Source organism: Pseudomonas sediminis, assembly GCF_002741105.1.
Classification (GTDB): Bacteria; Pseudomonadota; Gammaproteobacteria; order Pseudomonadales; family Pseudomonadaceae; genus Aquipseudomonas; species Aquipseudomonas sediminis.
In genome coordinates, this window is sequence record NZ_NIQU01000001.1 from 585,975 (window position 1) to 603,424 (window position 17,450).

Here is a 17,450-nt window from a genome sequence, read left to right on the forward strand (position 1 = left end):
AACAGCATGCCGCGTAAAATCCTCAATACCCTGATCTTTGCTCTGATTGCAGTCGTCGTGGCCGCACTCGGTTACTGGAACCTTGCCCCGGACAGCGCGCGCCTGACCCAGCAGGCCAGCGATGACAACGTCGTCGACTTCTATGCGGTAGGCGCGCGTACCGTGCAGTTCCAGGATGACGGCAAACTGCACTACCGCATGACCGCGGACAAGCTCGAACACATCAAAAGCACCGATATCACCCTGGTCGATACCCCCAAGCTGAAGCTATATCGCGGCACCGAGTTGCCCTGGGAAGTCACCAGTCAGCGTGCCGAAGTCTCGCCCGGCGGCGTCGAGGTAGAACTGATCGACGACGTGCGCATCGCCCGCACCGACGCCAAGAACCGTCCAACCATCATCACCAGCAGCCGCATGACCGTTATTCCTGACAAGGAATATGCGCAGACCGAGCAAGCCGTTAGAATCGTCGCGGCCAACGGGGTAACCACGGCACAAGGAATGAAAGCGTACTTGAATGACGGCAGGATGCTCCTGCAGTCCAACGTAAGAGGCCAGCATGAGGTTCGTTAATACCCTCCCCCTGATTCTCAGCCTCGGCGCCGCATTGGGAAGCGCGGCTGCCTGGGCACTGCCATCGGATCGCGATCAACCGATTCGCATCCAGGCCGACAGCGCAGAACTGGATGACCGACAAGGTGTAGCCGTCTACCGCGGCGATGTGATCATCACTCAGGGCACCCTGAAGATCACGGGCGACACTGTCACCATCACCCAGACCGCCAGTGGCGACATCGACGTCTTCACATCGGTCGGCAACCTGGCCTACTACGAGCAGAAGCCGGCTGTGGACAAGGACATCGTCAAGGCCTACGGCAAGACCATCCAGTACTTCGCCAGCAATGAGCGCATCGTACTGATTGACCAGGCCAAGGTGATTCAGGAGGGCAATACCTTCGAAGGCGAGAAGATCGTCTACGACACCCGCCGCCAGATCGTAAACGCCGGTCGCGCTACAGGCGGCAACGTCAGCACACCGCGCCCGCGTATCGACATGGTCATCCAACCGAAGAACAAACCCGCGGATCAGCAGCAGTAATGGCCATTCTCAAAGCCCAACACCTGGCGAAAAGTTACAAGAGCCGCCAGGTCGTGCGTGACGTCAGCCTGAGCATCGAAAGCGGTCAGATCGTTGGCCTGCTCGGCCCCAATGGTGCCGGCAAGACTACCTGCTTCTACATGATTGTCGGCCTGGTGCGCGCCGACCAAGGCCGCGTGCTTATCGACGACCTCGATGTCAGTCATCAGCCCATGCATGGCCGCGCTCGCGCGGGCATCGGCTACCTGCCGCAGGAAGCGTCGATCTTCCGCAAACTGTCGGTGGCCGACAACATCATGGCCATTCTCGAAACGCGCAAGGACCTGGACCGCGCCGGACGCCAGGCGGAGCTGGAAAACCTGCTGCAGGAATTCCATATCCACCATATCGCCGACAGCCTCGGCATGAGCCTATCCGGCGGTGAGCGACGTCGCGTAGAGATTGCCAGAGCCCTGGCGACCAACCCCAAGTTCATTCTGCTCGACGAACCCTTTGCCGGTGTCGACCCGATTTCGGTTGGCGACATCAAGCAGATCATCCATCACCTCAAGACCAAGGGCATCGGCATTCTGATCACCGATCACAACGTGCGCGAAACCCTGGACATCTGCGAAACCGCCTACATCGTCAACGATGGGCAACTGATCGCCGAAGGTGACGCCGAGACCATCCTCGCCAACCAGACGGTGAAAGAGGTATACCTGGGCCACGAGTTCCGCCTGTAGGTCGCCCGCTATTTCGCTACAGAAATATTGCAACCCCTAGGCAAAAACGAGAAATTCAGGCATATAATTTGCTTCCTGGCGGCGCTTCGGCGCCCTGATGTGGAAGGCGTAACTCGCCAGTAAATTAAGGTCTGCAATGAAACCATCGCTAGTCCTCAAGATGGGCCAGCAGCTGACGATGACCCCGCAGCTGCAACAGGCTATCCGCCTCCTCCAACTGTCTACTCTGGACCTGCAACAGGAAATCCAGGAGGCGCTGGAGTCCAATCCCATGCTCGAGCGCCAGGAAGAAGGCGACGACTTCGACAACAGCGATCCAATGGCTGATGGCGCCGAAAGCGCCACTCCGACCCCGAACAAGGAAGAGAGCTACCAGGAAACCACCCCGACTGTGGATAACCTGGAAGAAGGCGACTGGGGCGAGCGCATTCCCAACGAGCTGCCAGTCGACACCGCCTGGGAAGACATCTACCAGACCAGCGCTAGCAGCTTGCCCAGCAACGATGATGACGAGTGGGACTTCACCACCCGCACCTCCAGCGGCGAAAGTCTGCACAGCCACCTGCTCTGGCAACTGAACCTGGCGCCCATGTCGGACAAGGATCGCCTGATCGCGGCCACCCTGATCGACTGCATCAACAACGACGGCTACCTCGAAGAAACCCTCGAGGAAGTGACCGAGTCCTTCGACCCCGAGCTGGATATCGAACTGGACGAAGTGGAAGTGGTGCTGCACCGCATCCAGCAGTTCGAACCTGCGGGTATCGGCGCCCGTGATCTGCGCGAGTGCCTGCTCCTGCAACTGCGTCAGCTGCCCGCCAACACCCCCTGGCTGAACGAAACCCAGCGCGTGGTCGGTGATTACCTGGAACTGCTTGGCAGCCGCGATTACGCCCAACTGATGCGGCGCACCAAACTCAAGGAAGACGAACTGCGCCAGGTCATCGACCTGATCCAGCGCCTGAATCCGCGTCCGGGTTCGCAGATCGAATCCAGTGAGCCGGAATACGTCGTGCCCGACGTGATCGTGCGCAAGCACAACGAACGCTGGCTGGTGGAACTGAATCAGGAGGCGATGCCGCGCCTGCGCGTCAACCCGCAGTATGCCGGCTTCGTCAAACGCGCCGATTCCAGTGCCGATAACACCTTCATGCGCAACCAGTTGCAAGAGGCCCGCTGGTTCATCAAGAGCCTGCAGAGCCGCAACGAAACGCTGATGAAGGTAGCCACGCAGATCGTCGAGCACCAGCGTGGCTTCCTCGACTACGGCGACGAGGCGATGAAGCCTCTGGTATTGCATGACATCGCCGAGGCGGTGGGTATGCACGAGTCGACCATTTCACGCGTTACCACGCAGAAATTCATGCACACTCCGCGTGGTATTTACGAGCTGAAATATTTCTTCTCCAGCCACGTCAGCACCTCCGAAGGCGGCGAATGCTCGTCCACCGCGATCCGCGCGATCATCAAAAAACTGGTCGCAGCAGAAAACGCGAAAAAGCCGTTGAGCGACAGCAAGATCGCTGGTTTACTGGAGGCACAAGGCATCCAAGTCGCCCGCAGGACGGTTGCCAAATACCGTGAATCCCTCGGTATAGCGCCCTCCAGCGAACGCAAGCGACTGATGTAGGCCAAGGAGGCGACCTGCCTCCAAGCCAACGTGTTCCGGTGGCGGATTCTCATGGAGTCCGTCTCTTACACAAGGCAACAAGGAGAAAGCGGTATGCAAGTCAACATCAGTGGACATCAGCTGGATGTGACCGACGCCCTGCGTGACTATATCGGCGAGAAACTGGGCCGACTGGAACGCCACTTCGACAAGATCACCAACGTACAGGTGACCATGGAGGTCGAAAAACTCAAGCAGAAGATCGAAGCCACCCTGCACATCGCCGGCGGCGAAGTCGTCGCCAACGCCGAACATCAGGACATGTACGCTGCCATCGACCTGTTGGCCGATAAACTCGACCGTCAACTCATCAAGCACAAGGAAAAGCAGCTCGAACGCCTGCAAGGCGCCACGGCCCGCTGACATTCCCTATCCATGATCCGACTTGAAAATATCCTGACCCCCGGCCGTTCCCTGGTGAACGTGCCGGGCGGCAGCAAAAAACGTGTGCTCGAACAGATCGCCAATCTGGTTGCACGCGATCTGCCCGACCTGGATGCCCAGGACATCTTCGAAAGCCTCATCGCCCGCGAGAAGCTTGGCTCCACCGGCTTCGGTAACGGCATTGCCATTCCCCACTGCCGCCTGGCTGGCTGCAGTGCCCCAATCAGTGCAGTCCTGCACCTGGAGACGGCAGTCGACTTCGACGCCATCGACGGCGTGCCGGTCGATCTGCTGTTCGTACTTCTGGTGCCGGAGGCGGCAACCGATGCGCACCTCGAACTGCTGCGCCAGATCGCCAGCATGCTCGATCGCCAGGATGTACGTGAACGTCTGCGCCAAGCCAACAGCGGCGAAGATCTCTTTCAGGTCGTCGTGGACATTCAGAACGGTCAATAAACATGCGCCTGATCATCGTCAGCGGTCGCTCGGGCTCGGGCAAGAGCACCGCCCTCGATGTACTTGAGGACAACGGTTTCTACTGCATCGACAACCTGCCAGCCGGCCTGCTGCCGGATCTTGCCGAGCGCTTCCTGCCGCATAGCGACATGTTGCTGCCGCAGGTGGCCGTCTCCATCGATGCGCGCAACCTGCTGAGCCAGCTCAAGCGCTTCCCGGAACTGCTCGACGAAGTGCGCAAACGCAACATCCGTTGCGATGTGCTCTATCTCGACGCCGAAGACGAAACCCTGCTCAAGCGGTTTTCCGAGACCCGTAGGCGCCACCCGCTGACCAACGACAACCGCTCGCTGGCCGAGGCCATTGCTTACGAGAGCCAGCTGCTGGCTCCGATCACTGATCGTGCCGACCTGAAGATCGATACCACCCGGCTGAATCTCTATCAGTTGCGTGACACCCTCAAACTCCGCCTGCTGGGCCAGACCCAGACCGGCACCGCCTTTCTCGTCGAATCCTTCGGTTTCAAACGTGGCATGCCAGTGGACGCCGATTTGGTGTTCGATGCGCGCTGCTTGCCCAATCCTTACTGGAAACCTGAGCTGCGCGACCATTCCGGGCTGGATCAACCGGTGATCGACTATCTGGCCGCGCAACCGGAGGTCGAAGAGATGTATCAAGACATCCTCGCCTACCTGGAAAAATGGCTACCACGCTTCGCCGCCAGCAACCGCGCCTATGTCACCATTGCCATTGGCTGCACCGGTGGCCACCACCGTTCGGTGTACCTGGCCAACCGCCTGAGCCAGGCACTCAAAGACTCGCTGAAGAACGTCCAGGTGCGTCACCGCGACCTCAGCTAAGGAATCCTGCCGCGATGCCAGCACGTGAAATTACCATCATCAACAAACTTGGCCTGCATGCCCGCGCCGCAGCGAAGTTCGTCGGCGTGGCAAGCACCTACCCCTGCCAGGTGCGCATCGGCCGCAGCGCCGACAGCCTGGTAGACGGCAAGAGCATCATGGCGGTGATGATGCTGGCAGCCGGCAAGGGCACCCCTGTGCATCTGTACACCGAGGGCGAGCAGGACGAACCAGCCCTGGACGCTCTGGTCGCTCTGATCGACAACTACTTCGACGAAGGCGAGTAACCCCCTCCTGACAAAAACGACAAGGCCACCCGCAGGTGGCCTTGTCGTTTCTGCCGACTCAACTGCCGGCGACGGTCATTTTCTCGATCAGTACCGAGCCGGTGCAGATATTGCCGCGGCGTTCGAGGTCACGACCGACTGCAACGACCTGACGGAACATGTCGCGCAGATTACCGGCGATGGTTACCTCCTGTACCGGGAACTGGATTTCGCCGTTCTCGACCCAGAAGCCTGCCGCACCCCGCGAGTAATCGCCCGTCACCAGATTCAGCCCCTGGCCCATCAGCTCGGTAACCAGTAAGCCACGATCCATGCGGCGAATCAGCGCTTGCTGATCCTCATCGCCATGGGTGACGAACAGGTTGTGTACGCCACCGGAGTTGGCGGTACTCGGCAAACCCAGCTTGCGCCCGGAATAGGTGCCGAGCACGTAGGACACCAGCTCGCCCTTTTCCACGAACGGTTTGGCGTAGGTGGCCAGGCCGTCACCATCGAAGGTGGCACTGCCCAGTGCGCGCGGCAGATGCGGACGTTCGTCGAGGCTCAGCCACTCGGGGAACAAGCGCTGGCCGAGGGCACCTTCGAGGAAGGAGGACTGGCGATACAGGTTGCCACCCGAAATCGCCGCCAGCAGGTGGCTGAACAGCCCACCGGCCAGCTCGGCGGCGAACAGCACCGGCACTTCGCAGGTCGGTACCGGGCGCGCACCAAGACGGCTGACCGCACGCTCGGCGGCGCGCTGGCCGATACCCTTGGCATCGGCCAACAGTTCGCCCTGACGATTGACGTCATACCAGTAGTCGCGCTGCATCTGCCCATCGCCCTCGGCGATCATCACGCAGCTAAGGCTGTGACGGGTGCTGGCGTAACCGCCGACGAAACCGTGACTGTTGCCATACACACGGCAGCCCTGGTGGGTATTGAGGCTGGTGCCGTCAGCATTCTTGATCCGTTTGTCTGCCGCGAAAGCCGCAGCCTCACAGGTGAGCGCCTGCTCCACCGCCTGCTCTGGAGTGATCGACCAGGGGTGATAGAGATCCAGTTCAGGCAGCTCGCGCGCCATCAGCGCAGCATCGGCGAGGCCGGAGCACTCGTCCTCGCTGGTATGTTTGGCAATCGCCAGGGCCGCTGCCACAGTCTCACGAATGGCCTCGATACCGGTGGCAGAGGTGCTGGCCGAGCCCTTGCGCTGGCCTACGTACAGGGTGATGCCGAAACCCTGGTCGCGATTGAACTCGACGGTCTCCACCTCGCCCTGACGCACCGTGGTAGACAGCCCCTGACCAGCCGAAACCGCCACCTCGCAGGCACTGGCGCCCTGGCGCCTGGCTTCGGCGAGAATGGCCTCGACCTGCTCTTGCAGCACTGGCAAGGCCTGCGGCCCGATACGTTCTACTTCACTCATAACCACTCCCGATTCTCTTGGCGCAGGCACTCTTTATGCGAAACCCAAGGCCTGCTCTCGACTCCCCGCCCACGGGCCGGCAGTCACGGTTACTGCTATCATGGCGGCGTTTCCCTCTGGACCCACCCCATGTCTGATTCCTACGACGACTTCTCCCTGGAGAAGAGCAAATCCCAAGTCAAACGCGAACTGCATGCCCTGCAGGACCTTGGCGAGCGACTGACCACGCTCAAGGCGGATCTGCTGGCCAAGATGCCGCTGACCGATGCCTTACGCCGCGCGCTTGCCGAAGCGCCGAAACATACCGCCAATGCCGCGCGCAAACGCCACATCCAGTTCATCGGCAAGCTGATGCGTGAACAGGATGTCGACGCGATCGTTGCCATGCTCGACCAGGTGGACAGCTCCACCCGCGAGTACAACGAGCGCTTCCACGCTCTCGAACGCTGGCGCGACCGCCTGATCGCCGAAGGCGACAGCGCGCTGGAGAGCTTCGTCGAGCTCTACCCTGACGCTGACGTCCAGCATCTGCGCGGCCTGGTTCGTCACGCGCAACACGAAGCTGCGCGCAACAAGCCGCCGGCTGCGGCGCGCAAGGTGTTCAAGTACATCCGCGAGCTCGATGAAATCCACCGCGGCTTGCGTTGAGCCTGCATCGCATCAGGCACCGGTGCCGCCTACGGTGATCGCGTCGATCTTCAGCGTTGGCTGCCCGACGCCCACCGGCACCGACTGACCGTCCTTGCCGCAAGTACCGACGCCGCTGTCCAGCGCCAGATCATTGCCGACCATGGACACACGGCTCATCGCCTCCGGACCATTGCCAATCAGAGTGGCGCCCTTGACCGGCGCGGTGATCTTGCCGTCCTCGATCAGGTAGGCCTCGCTGGTGGAGAACACGAACTTGCCGCTGGTGATATCGACCTGGCCGCCACCCAGATTGGCGCAGTAGATGCCCTTCTTCACCGAGCGGATGATTTCCTCCGGATCGCTCTCGCCGGCCAGCATGTAGGTGTTGGTCATGCGCGGCATCGGCAGGTGCGCGTAGGACTCGCGACGACCGTTTCCGGTAGCGGCCACACCCATCAAGCGCGCGTTGAGTTTGTCCTGCATGTAGCCCTTGAGAACACCGTTCTCGATCAGCGTGGTGCACTGGGTTGGCGTGCCTTCGTCATCGACGCTGAGCGAACCGCGACGCCCAGCCAGGGTGCCGTCGTCGACGATGGTGCACAGGCTGGAGGCGACCTTTTGGCCGACCTGGCCGCTGTAGGCCGAACTGCCTTTGCGGTTGAAGTCGCCTTCCAGGCCATGACCGACCGCTTCATGCAACAGGACGCCGGACCAACCCGCACCCATCACCACTGGCATGCTGCCGGCAGGCGCAGCGATGGCCTCCAGGTTGACCAGCGCCTGGCGCAGCGCCTCGCGGGCGTAGCCCATGGCGCGGTCTTCTTCCAGGAAATAGCGGTAGTCGGTGCGTCCGCCACCGCCATGCCCCCCGCGCTCGCGACGACCGTTCTGCTCGACGATGACGCTGACGTTGAAACGCACCAGCGGGCGGATATCGGCACTCAGGCTGCCGTCATGCGCCGCCACCAGAATACGATCCCAGACTCCAGCCAGGCTCACGGTAACCTGTTTGATACGCGGGTCGAGCGCACGCGTGGCGCGGTCGATACGCTGCAGTAGCTCGACCTTCTCGGCCCGGCCCATGACGTCCAGCGGGTTGCCCTCGGCATACAGCTGGGTCACTTGCGGGCTGACGAAAGCCTGCACGCGGCCCTGCTGGCCGGCGCGCGAGATCGAACGTGCGGCCTGGGCGGCTTGCGTCAGCGCATCGAAGCTGATGGCATTGCTGTAGGCGAAGCCGGTTTTCTCACCGGACTGGGCACGCACCCCAACCCCCTGATCGAGGTTGAAACTGCCTTCCTTGACGATGCCATCCTCCAGCACCCAGGTTTCCGAGACCTGGCTTTGAAAGTACAGATCGGCGGCATCGATGCCAGGCCCTGCGACGTCGCCCAGCACGCTGCTGAGGCTGTCGAAAGTCAGGTTACCGGGTGCAAGCAGATGCTCGCTGACGGATTGCAACATCGTATTCATGGTCACTCCACAACGATCGGACGCGGTACGTCCGACAAGAAAAAACGGCGGTGCTGCTGCACCGGCATACGTTGGCGAATGCTCGCCTGCTCGGCGGCATCGCGAGGAGCCAGCAAGGCCCCATCCCCCTGAGCCTGCTCGGCCAATACCTGACCCCATGGGTCGATGATCGCCGAATGGCCGAACGTCAAACGCTGACCAGGGTGTTCACCGCCTTGCCCGGCTGCCAGCACATAGCACTGGGTTTCGATGGCGCGAGCGCGGGTCAAGACCTGCCAGTGCGCCGCACCGGTCACCGCAGTGAACGCCGCCGGCACGCTGATCAGCTCGGCGCCGGCCTCGCGAAGCGCACTGAACAGCTCAGGGAAGCGCAGGTCGTAGCACACGGTCAGCCCCAGGCGCCCCACCGGCGTATCCGCCACCACGACACGCTGGCCATGGGCAAAATCATCCGACTCGCGATAACGCCCACGATTGTCGGCCACATCGACATCGAACAGATGCAGTTTGTCGTAACGAGCGGCACGCTCGCCCTGATCATCGATCAACAGCGAGCAGGCGCGCGGTTTGCCGTCGGCATCATCGTCCGGGGGCAGCGGCAAAGTGCCGGCCACTATCCATAAACTGAGGTCACGCGCAGCGCGTTTCAACCAGGGCAGTATCGGCCCCTCGCCCAATGCCTCGGCACGCCCGATGGCAGCCAGGTCGCGGCGCCCCATGGCCGCGAAGTTCTCTGGCAGCACGGCGAGGCGCGCACCACCCTGCGCGGCACGCTCCAGCAGGCGACGAGCCAGGCGCAGATTGGTTTGCACGTCGTCCTGGCTGACCATCTGGATTACGGCGAGATTCATGGCGACACTCTATGCGGCTTGATGTAACAGCCTACGCCAAGACGTAACCTCATTGCGGTTTTTCGAAGGGCTTGTCGAAGCTGATCTCCGGGTCCTGCAGCGGGCCCTTGACGTCGTACTGCACACTGGCAAAGCGGGCGACCTTGTCGCCGAGCAATTTGTCCACCACGAACAGCGCCCCACCAATCGCCGGAGCGCCGACGATCAACGCCGCCAGCGGCAGGTTGTTGGTCACCGGCAGGGTCACCAACAGCTTGGCGTCGATACGTTCGTTGCGCATGTCGAGATTGCCATTGAGCTCCAGGTTGCTCGAAGGCCCGGTCATGGTGATGGGTTCCTGCGTCACGAACAGACCATTGGTTGCCTGCAGGTTACCCTTGACCCGGTCGTAACTCAGCCCCTTGCCCAGTAGGTCGGAGAAATCCAGACGCAGACGGCGGCCGATGGAATTGAAGTTGAGCAGGCCGAACACGCGTAGCGCCTGAGCCGAGCCCTGCACTTCGACGAACTGGCCCTTGCGCAGCGAGGGGTCGAGGTTGCCAGAGAAACGCTTGAGCGAGAACCAGGCCGGCGAACCAGGCCAGTTACCGTCGGCATCCACCCGGAAGTTTTCACTGGTGACGCTGGGGGCAAAATCCCAGGCCTTGAGAATATCGCTGAGATCCTTGCCCTGTAGGCGCCCCTTGTACCAGCTCTGCGTGTTGCCTGGCGTGCCTCGCCAACCGGCGCTACCGCCGATTTTCAGCCCCTGCAGGTCAAGGTCGAGCTCATCGAAACGCACGCCCTGCGCTTCCGGGCGTACCTTGAGCGACCAGGCGCCCAGTACCTTGTCACCGCGCTGCACGCGTTGGATGGCGATATCCAGCGCCGGAATCTGTCGAGGGTCGATATCGGCCATAGGATCAGGCGTATCGCTGGCCTTGGTCGCCTCAGTATCTGGCGCCGGCAACCGCACGTGCTGCAGATCGATACGTATAGGCACACCCTCGGCATCGGCCAACAGCACACGTCCGGCCGCCAGCTCGCTGTCGAGTTGCAAGGCCCAGCCCTGGCCTTCTCGCGCCAGACCAAGGGTCAGCTGTTCGACTTCTTGGCCAAAGCCGCGGAAACGCCCGATATCCAGTCGCGCACTGCGAAACAGGCGCTGGCTGTCGGCATCCACCTTGACCGGATGATTGCTGCCGAGCTGCTTCCAGGCGTCCAGATCCAGCTCATCCAGATGCCCACGCACACGCAAGCCCTGGCCTGGAGGCAGCCCTGCGGCACCGCCGCCGAGCACCACTTCACCGCGGCCGTCAGCCAGCGCTCCCGGAGGGGCGGCCAGACTCAGACTGGCAAGCTCGCCATAGTTCGCCCAGTAACGGCGCTCACGCCCGGAGAGGGTCATGCGCCAATCGGTATCCCGCTCCTGCTGCGCCGTCTTACCGAAAGGCGCGGGCAGGTCGACCGCCACACCGCGCAGGTTGGAGTCGACGCGCAGCTTGCTGTCATCACCATCCAGGGTAAGGCGCAGGCGATAGGGCAGCAGTCCGCTGACCGGCAGCTTCTGCGGCCCGCCCAGCCACTGGCTGAGGGTATCGACTTGGACCTGTCCACGCAGATCGAAAACCGTACGCGCCAGCCCACGTGCACCCTCGGCGCTGATCTTGCCGCGCACCTGACGCCCGAAGACCTCGGCGCGAACATCCGGCGCGCTCAGCCCGGCAGCGCTGTCGAAGCGAAATGCGCCTTGAACCTTGCTCAGTTGCAGATCGGGATTGGCCAACTTGAGGCTTGCGCCCTCGGTGGCGAAGTCCACCACCACACCAGGCGGCTGCCCTTTCTGCAGCGGAATATCCAACTGCAGACGACCGGCCAGAGGCCCCTCACCTTGCCAACCGTCGAAGATTTCTGCGGTCCCCAGAGGCGCTTCCTGCAACAGTTTGATGGCGTCACCCAGGCTGCTCTGCACCTTGCCGTCGAGCTGCAGACGTGGTGGTTTGCCGTCGTGCAACAGCGGAATATTGGCCACGACATCGCTGACCTGGCTTTCCTGCAAGCGCCCGCTCTGCAGGCGCACGCGCACTGCATCGTCTTCGATCAGCACCTCACCCACGCCCTCGCGCAACGCAGGCCAACCGGGCTGGAAGGCCAGCTCGGCATCCCTGACCTTGAAGAACAGACTGAGGCTGCGCGCGCCCAATGGCGCCCCCTTGTTCAGCGAGCCCTGATACTGGAAGTAGCCTTCTTCGACGTGGCCCGCACGGATGGCCGTCTTCAGCCAATGATCGAGCTCGGCGCTCATGCCGGGCGCGCGGCTCGGCAGGTACTTCTCAGTGTAGGACGCATCGCCGTCGCGCATACCGACGCGCAGGTCCATGTAGTCCTCGGCCTCGGGGTCATGCAACAGGCGGATCAGCATGTCTCCAGCGACCTGCCCCTCCTCGCCATCCACACGCATGTAGGGGCTGTACAAGGTCAGGCCGGTTTCACTCCAGTCCCAACTCAACCGGGCCTGAGCATGGCGGTAGCGCCAGGGCTTGGGAAACAGCTGATCCAGGTGCAGGGCGAAATTTTCGCTGTTCAGGCGCAGCTCGCCCTGGAACATATTGCCCGAGGCACTGCCAGTGACGTTCTCGGCGGCCGGCGCGCCGTGATAGGCCTGAATGCCCACCTTGTCCAGATTGGCGGCGAACTGCAGGCGTTCGGCGCCTTCACGCCGAGGGTAGTAATCGAGTAGCAGGTTGTTGATCGCACCAACCGGCGCCAGCTCGTCCAGGACATCGCGGGCTTTGTCGGGCATCGGCACCAGCGCCTGCACCAGCGGCGCCCAGGCCGCAAGATCAAGACGATCAGCAGTCAGTGCCCAGCGCTCGTCAGCCTCGCCCACATCCTTTTGCTTCAGGTTCAGGTGCAATTCGCCGATGCGCTGCTCACCATTGGTCAGGGCCAGGGAGTCGATCTGCGCCCGCACGCCCTGCTTGTCTTGAGCGAAGAAGGCATTGAAAGCCAGGTCCTTGAGCGTCACCGCTTCATGCTTGGCCTGGCCGCCGACCAGCTCGGGGGCATGCAGGCGCAAGGCGCCCTTGTCCAGGGCCAGGCCATGGCCCTCCAGCCACAGCTCTCCACCAGCCTGCAGACGCTGTAACTGCCAGTCACCGAGCAGCGATTTCGGCAGCCAGGCAGCCCAGTCGCTCTGCGGCAGGCTTAGATAAAGCTCGGATTGTGCCTCGCGCCAACTCTCGGGCTGCATGCGCGTGCGCAAACGCAGCGCCACCGGTTGCCCATCAGGCAGCAGCAGGCGGCCGTCGAGACGCTGAGTGTTGTTGCCATAGCGCAGGCTCAGATTGACGTAGCTGAGCAGCAGCGGCTCCTGATCCAGCGGCTGCACCACCACACGGCTGTCGAGCAGACTGATGCGATGCACGATTTGCAACTGTTCCAGTAGCTGCTCGACATTCACCTCGGGACCGCTGCGCTGCGGCACCCCTTGTAACTGCCAGCCACCTTCGGCGTTCTGCTGTACGTTCAGCTGCAGACCGTCGAACTGCAGGTGGGCGATGCGCGGCTGGCGTGCCAGCAGGCTACCGCCCACGTCCGGCACCAGTTGTACCCGCTCCAGGCTCAAGCCTTCCTCGTCGCTACCCAGACGCACATCATGCGCCTCCAGCACAGGGGCAAAACCCTGCCAACGGCCTTCGAGGCGACCGATGCGCACCGGTACACCCAACTGGGCCGTGGCACGGTCTTCCAGCTCGAGCCGATATTCGGCTACTAACGGCACCAGCTCACGGCCCAGGCTGACGTACAGCGCCGCCAGCACCAGACCAGCGGCGCATAGACCGAGGCCCCAGCGCAGCAGCGCCGAAAAGAGGCGCGCCAGGGCGCTCACCTCGGCAGTCCCCGCGCTCAGAGCAGCACCACGTCGTACTGTTCCTGGGAATACATGGTTTCCACCTGGAACTTGATGGTACGTCCGATGAAGGCTTCCAGATCGGCGACGTTGCCCGACTCTTCATCGAGCAGGCGATCGACCACCTTCTGATTGGCCAGCACTCGGTAACTTTCCGCCTGGTAGGCACGGGCCTCGCGCAGAATCTCGCGGAAAATCTCGTAGCAGATGGTCTCCGGCGTCTTCAACTTGCCGCGCCCCTGACAGGCGCTGCAGGGCTCGCAGAGAATCTGCTCGAGACTTTCGCGCGTGCGCTTGCGGGTCATCTGCACCAGGCCGAGTTCGGTGATGCCGATGATGTTGGTCTTGGCGTGATCACGCTCGAGCTGCTTTTCCAGGGTGCGCAGCACCTGGCGCTGATGCTCTTCATCCTCCATGTCGATGAAATCGATGATGATGATGCCACCCAGGTTGCGCAGGCGTAGCTGACGGGCAATCGCGGTAGCGGCCTCGAGGTTGGTCTTGAAGATGGTTTCCTCGAGCGTGCGATGGCCGACGAAGGCGCCAGTGTTGACGTCGATGGTGCTCATCGCCTCGGCAGGGTCGACCACCAGATAGCCGCCGGACTTCAGTGGCACCTTGCGCTCCAGTGCGCGCTGGATTTCATCCTCGACACCGTACAGATCGAAGATCGGCCGCTCACCGGGGTAATGCTCGAGGCGGTCGGCAATCTCCGGCATCAGCTCGGCAACGAACTGGGTGATTTTCTGGAAGGTTTCCCGCGAGTCCACGCGAATTTTCTCGGTACGTGGGCTGACCAGGTCACGCAAGGTACGCAGCGCCAGGGACAGATCCTCGTAGATCACCACAGGCGCCTTGGCGTTCTGGATCTGCGCGCCGATCTGATCCCAGAGGCGACGCAAATAACGGATGTCGATCAGAATTTCATCAGCGCCAGCACCCTCGGCTGCGGTGCGCAGGATAAAGCCACCGGCTTCCTCGATGCCTTCGGCGGCGACGCAATCGGCGACTACCTGCTTGAGGCGCTCGCGCTCGGCTTCATCTTCGATCTTCAGGGAAATACCGACATGACTGGTGCGTGGCATGTACACCAGATAGCGCGAAGGGATGGACAACTGCGTGGTCAGGCGCGCGCCCTTGCTGCCGATGGGGTCCTTGGTGACTTGCACCACCAGGCTCTGCCCTTCGTGAACCAGGGCGCTGATCGGCTCCACCGCCGCTCCTTCGCGGGTGGAAATCTCGGAAGCATGAATGAAGGCCGCACGCTCCAGGCCAATATCGACGAAGGCCGCCTGCATGCCGGGCAGCACGCGCACCACTTTGCCCTTGTAGATGTTGCCGACGATGCCGCGCTTCTGTGTACGCTCGACGTGCACTTCCTGCAGCACGCCGTTTTCCACCACCGCCACGCGCGACTCCATCGGCGTGATATTGATCAGAATCTCTTCGCTCATGCATCCATCCTGGTGATCATGCCGGCCGGGCTACTGCACCGCCCCGCGGACTCAAGCTTTCGGGCACGTCCAAAAACTACTCTATGCTGCCACCGCCTGGGTTCTTAGCGCGGCCCTTTCGCCGGCAACTGCCAGCAGGCAATACCGAATTCGCCAAGCAGCTCCGCAGTTTCGCACAGCGGCAGACCGACCACTGCTGAATAGCTGCCCTGCAATCGGTTGACGAACACGGCCGCCAACCCCTGGATACCATAACTTCCCGCTTTGTCACATGGCTCGCCGCTGGCCCAGTACGCTTCGATTTCCGCCTCGCTGATAGGACGAAAGCTCACCTCACTGCTGACCACTCGCGCCACCTCACGATCGCCACCGACCAGCGCCACGGCCGTCATCACCTGATGGCTACGCCCCGACAGGGCCTGCAGCATCGCACGTGACTCGGCGAAATCCGCTGGTTTACCCAGAATGCGTCCATCGAGCACCACAGCGGTATCGGCGCCCAGCACCACGGCATCCTTGCGTTCGCCCAAGGCGAGCAGACCGGCGCGCGCTTTCTCACGCGCCAAGCGCTCTACATAGGCTGCTGGCGGCTCATCTGGCAATGGGGTTTCGTCTATCGAAGCGATTTGCGTGACGCAAGGCACAGCGATCTGAGCCAGCAATTCACGACGACGGGGCGAGGCGGAGGCCAGAAACAGCTCGGCCATACGGGTATCTCCCTTGGCGAACCGCGGCCAGCCGTGCGGCAGGCCGCGTTCAGTTGACGTTGAGGCGCAGGTGCAATCCACGCAGGATGACGCAGATCCAGGGCCACAGCAGGGCACTGACCAGTGCCGGCAGGACGAAGGCCAGGGTTGGTGGACGGCTGCCGGTCAAGGCGTTGAGCCACAGTTGAACCAACTGGGCGAGACCGAACACCACCATCAGCACCATGCTCTGCTGCCACATGGGAAACATGCGCAGGCGCTGATGCAGGCTCAGCACCAGGAAGGTGATCAGGGTGAGGATCAACGCGTTTTGCCCAAGCAGCGTGCCGAGCAGCACATCCTGCGCCAAACCAAGCACCCAGGCAGTGGTCAGGCCAACCCGGTGCGGCAGCGCCAGCACCCAGTAGGTGAGAATCAAGGCGACACACAGCGGACGGCCGACCTGCATGAACTCGAGCATCGGCGCCACGCTGAGCAGCAGCGCGAAGGCCAGGGTCAGCCAGATCACCCAGCCATTACGGGACCTTACACCGACCATCAGTTCGCCTCCTGTGCGGGCGTGTCCGCGGCCGGAGCGACGCTCGACTCTGGCGCCTGCTCACCTTGGGTACGTTCCTGTTCAGCCTCGCGGTCGGCGGCCTCCTGAGCCTGGGCCGAATCGGTGGCACGCTGCTCGGGACTGCGACGGTCGGAGAACACCAGCAGCAAGTAACGGCTGCGATTGAGCGCCGCGGTCGGCGTGGCGCGAACGATGGCGAATGGCTGGCCGGAGTCATGGATGACCTCCTTGACCGTGGCGACCGGGTAGCCAGCCGGGAAACGCTGGCCCATGCCGGAGCTGACCAGCAGATCGCCTTCCTTGATATCGGCGGTATCGGCGACGTGACGCAGTTCGAGGCTCTCCGGGTTGCCGGTGCCGACAGCGATGGCGCGCAGGCCGTTACGGTTGACCTGCACCGGAATGCTGTGGGTGTTGTCGGTAAGCAGCAGTACGCGCGAGGTATAGGGCATGACTTCCACCACCTGCCCCATCAGACCGCGGGCATCGAGCACCGGCTGACCGAGGAACACGCAGTTTTTCTTGCTCTCGTCGACGCAGTCCTTCTCACCCTTGTCGATCAGGATGCGGTGCGTGTAGGGGTTGGGGTCGACGCCGATCAGCTCGCTGACCAGCACCTCCTCGTCCACCAGCGCGGCGGAGTTGAGCAGCTCGCGCAGGCGCACGTTCTGCTCGGTGAGGGTCGCCAGCTTCTGCAGGCGGCGCTGCAGTAACAGGGCTTCGGCCTTGAGCTTTTCGTTTTCGGCCATCAGTTCGCTGCGCGAAGAGATTTGCTGGGTCGCGCCTTCCCAGGCCCGCACGGGCATTTCGGCCAACTCGTACAAAGGCGTCAGCACCATACCCATCATGCTACGCACAGGTTTGAGCGCATCGAAGCGGGCATCGACCACCATCAGCACTGCCGACAGGACGGCAAATACCAGCATGCGAATGCCCAGCGAGGGACCTTTGGCGAAGAGCGGCTTAATGAGCTGCTCCTTGTGCGCCACGAGGGCGAAA

17 protein-coding genes are annotated in these 17,450 nt (G+C 62.3%); 9 read left to right on the top strand and 8 right to left on the bottom strand.

Annotated features, from left to right (window positions below):
• Window positions 1-6: 6 nt before the first annotated feature.
• From lptC to CDO35_RS02920, 8 genes are all read left to right on the top strand, one after another.
• Window positions 7-573 carry an LPS export ABC transporter periplasmic protein LptC gene (gene lptC, locus CDO35_RS02885; RefSeq protein WP_099522488.1) on the top strand — a complete coding sequence of 189 codons (567 nt, stop codon included), beginning with the start codon at window positions 7-9 and terminating at the stop codon, window positions 571-573.
• A complete protein-coding gene (lptA, locus tag CDO35_RS02890; protein WP_021488070.1) occupies window positions 560-1,099 on the top strand; it encodes a lipopolysaccharide transport periplasmic protein LptA in 540 nt (179 codons plus the stop codon). Before lptC ends, lptA begins: the two co-directional genes overlap by 14 nt.
• Window positions 1,099-1,824 (top strand): LPS export ABC transporter ATP-binding protein, encoded by a 726-nt coding sequence (lptB, locus tag CDO35_RS02895; protein ID WP_013714100.1) that lies wholly within the window; start codon window positions 1,099-1,101, stop codon window positions 1,822-1,824. Before lptA ends, lptB begins: the two co-directional genes overlap by 1 nt.
• Window positions 1,825-1,960: 136 nt before the next feature.
• Window positions 1,961-3,454 (top strand): RNA polymerase factor sigma-54, encoded by a 1,494-nt coding sequence (locus CDO35_RS02900; protein WP_099522489.1) that lies wholly within the window; start codon window positions 1,961-1,963, stop codon window positions 3,452-3,454.
• 93 nt (window positions 3,455-3,547) lie between these two features.
• Window positions 3,548-3,856 (top strand): ribosome hibernation-promoting factor, HPF/YfiA family, encoded by a 309-nt coding sequence (hpf, locus tag CDO35_RS02905; RefSeq protein WP_003459233.1) that lies wholly within the window; start codon window positions 3,548-3,550, stop codon window positions 3,854-3,856.
• 12 nt (window positions 3,857-3,868) lie between these two features.
• Window positions 3,869-4,333, top strand: a complete 465-nt coding sequence (gene ptsN, locus CDO35_RS02910; protein ID WP_099522490.1) for a PTS IIA-like nitrogen regulatory protein PtsN — start codon at window positions 3,869-3,871, stop codon at window positions 4,331-4,333.
• Window positions 4,334-4,335: 2 nt separating this feature from the next.
• Window positions 4,336-5,193, top strand: a complete 858-nt coding sequence (gene rapZ / locus CDO35_RS02915) for an RNase adapter RapZ (protein WP_017678919.1) — start codon at window positions 4,336-4,338, stop codon at window positions 5,191-5,193.
• A 14-nt stretch (window positions 5,194-5,207) separates the two neighbouring features.
• Window positions 5,208-5,480 (top strand): HPr family phosphocarrier protein, encoded by a 273-nt coding sequence (locus CDO35_RS02920; RefSeq protein WP_099522491.1) that lies wholly within the window; start codon window positions 5,208-5,210, stop codon window positions 5,478-5,480.
• Window positions 5,481-5,538: 58 nt separating this feature from the next.
• Here CDO35_RS02920 and pmbA read toward each other — a convergent pair whose 3' ends face one another.
• Window positions 5,539-6,885, bottom strand: a complete 1,347-nt coding sequence (gene pmbA / locus CDO35_RS02925; protein ID WP_099522492.1) for a metalloprotease PmbA — start codon at window positions 6,883-6,885, stop codon at window positions 5,539-5,541.
• A gap of 129 nt (window positions 6,886-7,014) precedes the next feature.
• Between pmbA and yjgA the strand changes: the two genes are divergently transcribed.
• On the top strand, window positions 7,015-7,533 hold the full coding sequence (gene yjgA / locus CDO35_RS02930) for a ribosome biogenesis factor YjgA (protein ID WP_055983985.1): 519 nt from the start codon (window positions 7,015-7,017) through the stop codon (window positions 7,531-7,533).
• A gap of 12 nt (window positions 7,534-7,545) precedes the next feature.
• On the opposite strand, the gene tldD is transcribed toward yjgA, so the two are convergent.
• The 7 genes from tldD to mreC all read right to left on the bottom strand — a co-directional run bounded on the left by tldD (window position 7,546) and on the right by mreC (window position 17,419).
• Window positions 7,546-8,988 (bottom strand): metalloprotease TldD, encoded by a 1,443-nt coding sequence (gene tldD, locus CDO35_RS02935; RefSeq protein ID WP_099522493.1) that lies wholly within the window; start codon window positions 8,986-8,988, stop codon window positions 7,546-7,548.
• Between the two features lie 2 nt (window positions 8,989-8,990).
• Window positions 8,991-9,839: a carbon-nitrogen hydrolase family protein gene (locus tag CDO35_RS02940; RefSeq protein ID WP_099522494.1), complete on the bottom strand. Its 849-nt coding sequence runs from the start codon at window positions 9,837-9,839 to the stop codon at window positions 8,991-8,993.
• Window positions 9,840-9,888: 49 nt separating this feature from the next.
• Window positions 9,889-13,710: a YhdP family protein gene (locus CDO35_RS02945; protein WP_099522495.1), complete on the bottom strand. Its 3,822-nt coding sequence runs from the start codon at window positions 13,708-13,710 to the stop codon at window positions 9,889-9,891.
• Between the two features lie 17 nt (window positions 13,711-13,727).
• Window positions 13,728-15,185, bottom strand: a complete 1,458-nt coding sequence (rng, locus tag CDO35_RS02950) for a ribonuclease G (protein ID WP_099522496.1) — start codon at window positions 15,183-15,185, stop codon at window positions 13,728-13,730.
• Between the two features lie 104 nt (window positions 15,186-15,289).
• A complete protein-coding gene (locus CDO35_RS02955; RefSeq protein WP_099522497.1) occupies window positions 15,290-15,892 on the bottom strand; it encodes a Maf family protein in 603 nt (200 codons plus the stop codon).
• A gap of 49 nt (window positions 15,893-15,941) precedes the next feature.
• Window positions 15,942-16,430, bottom strand: a complete 489-nt coding sequence (mreD, locus tag CDO35_RS02960; protein ID WP_099522498.1) for a rod shape-determining protein MreD — start codon at window positions 16,428-16,430, stop codon at window positions 15,942-15,944.
• Window positions 16,430-17,419: a rod shape-determining protein MreC gene (mreC, locus tag CDO35_RS02965; protein ID WP_279432776.1), complete on the bottom strand. Its 990-nt coding sequence runs from the start codon at window positions 17,417-17,419 to the stop codon at window positions 16,430-16,432. The genes mreD and mreC overlap by 1 nt, the downstream gene beginning before the upstream one ends.
• Between the last annotated feature and the right edge of the window lie 31 nt (window positions 17,420-17,450).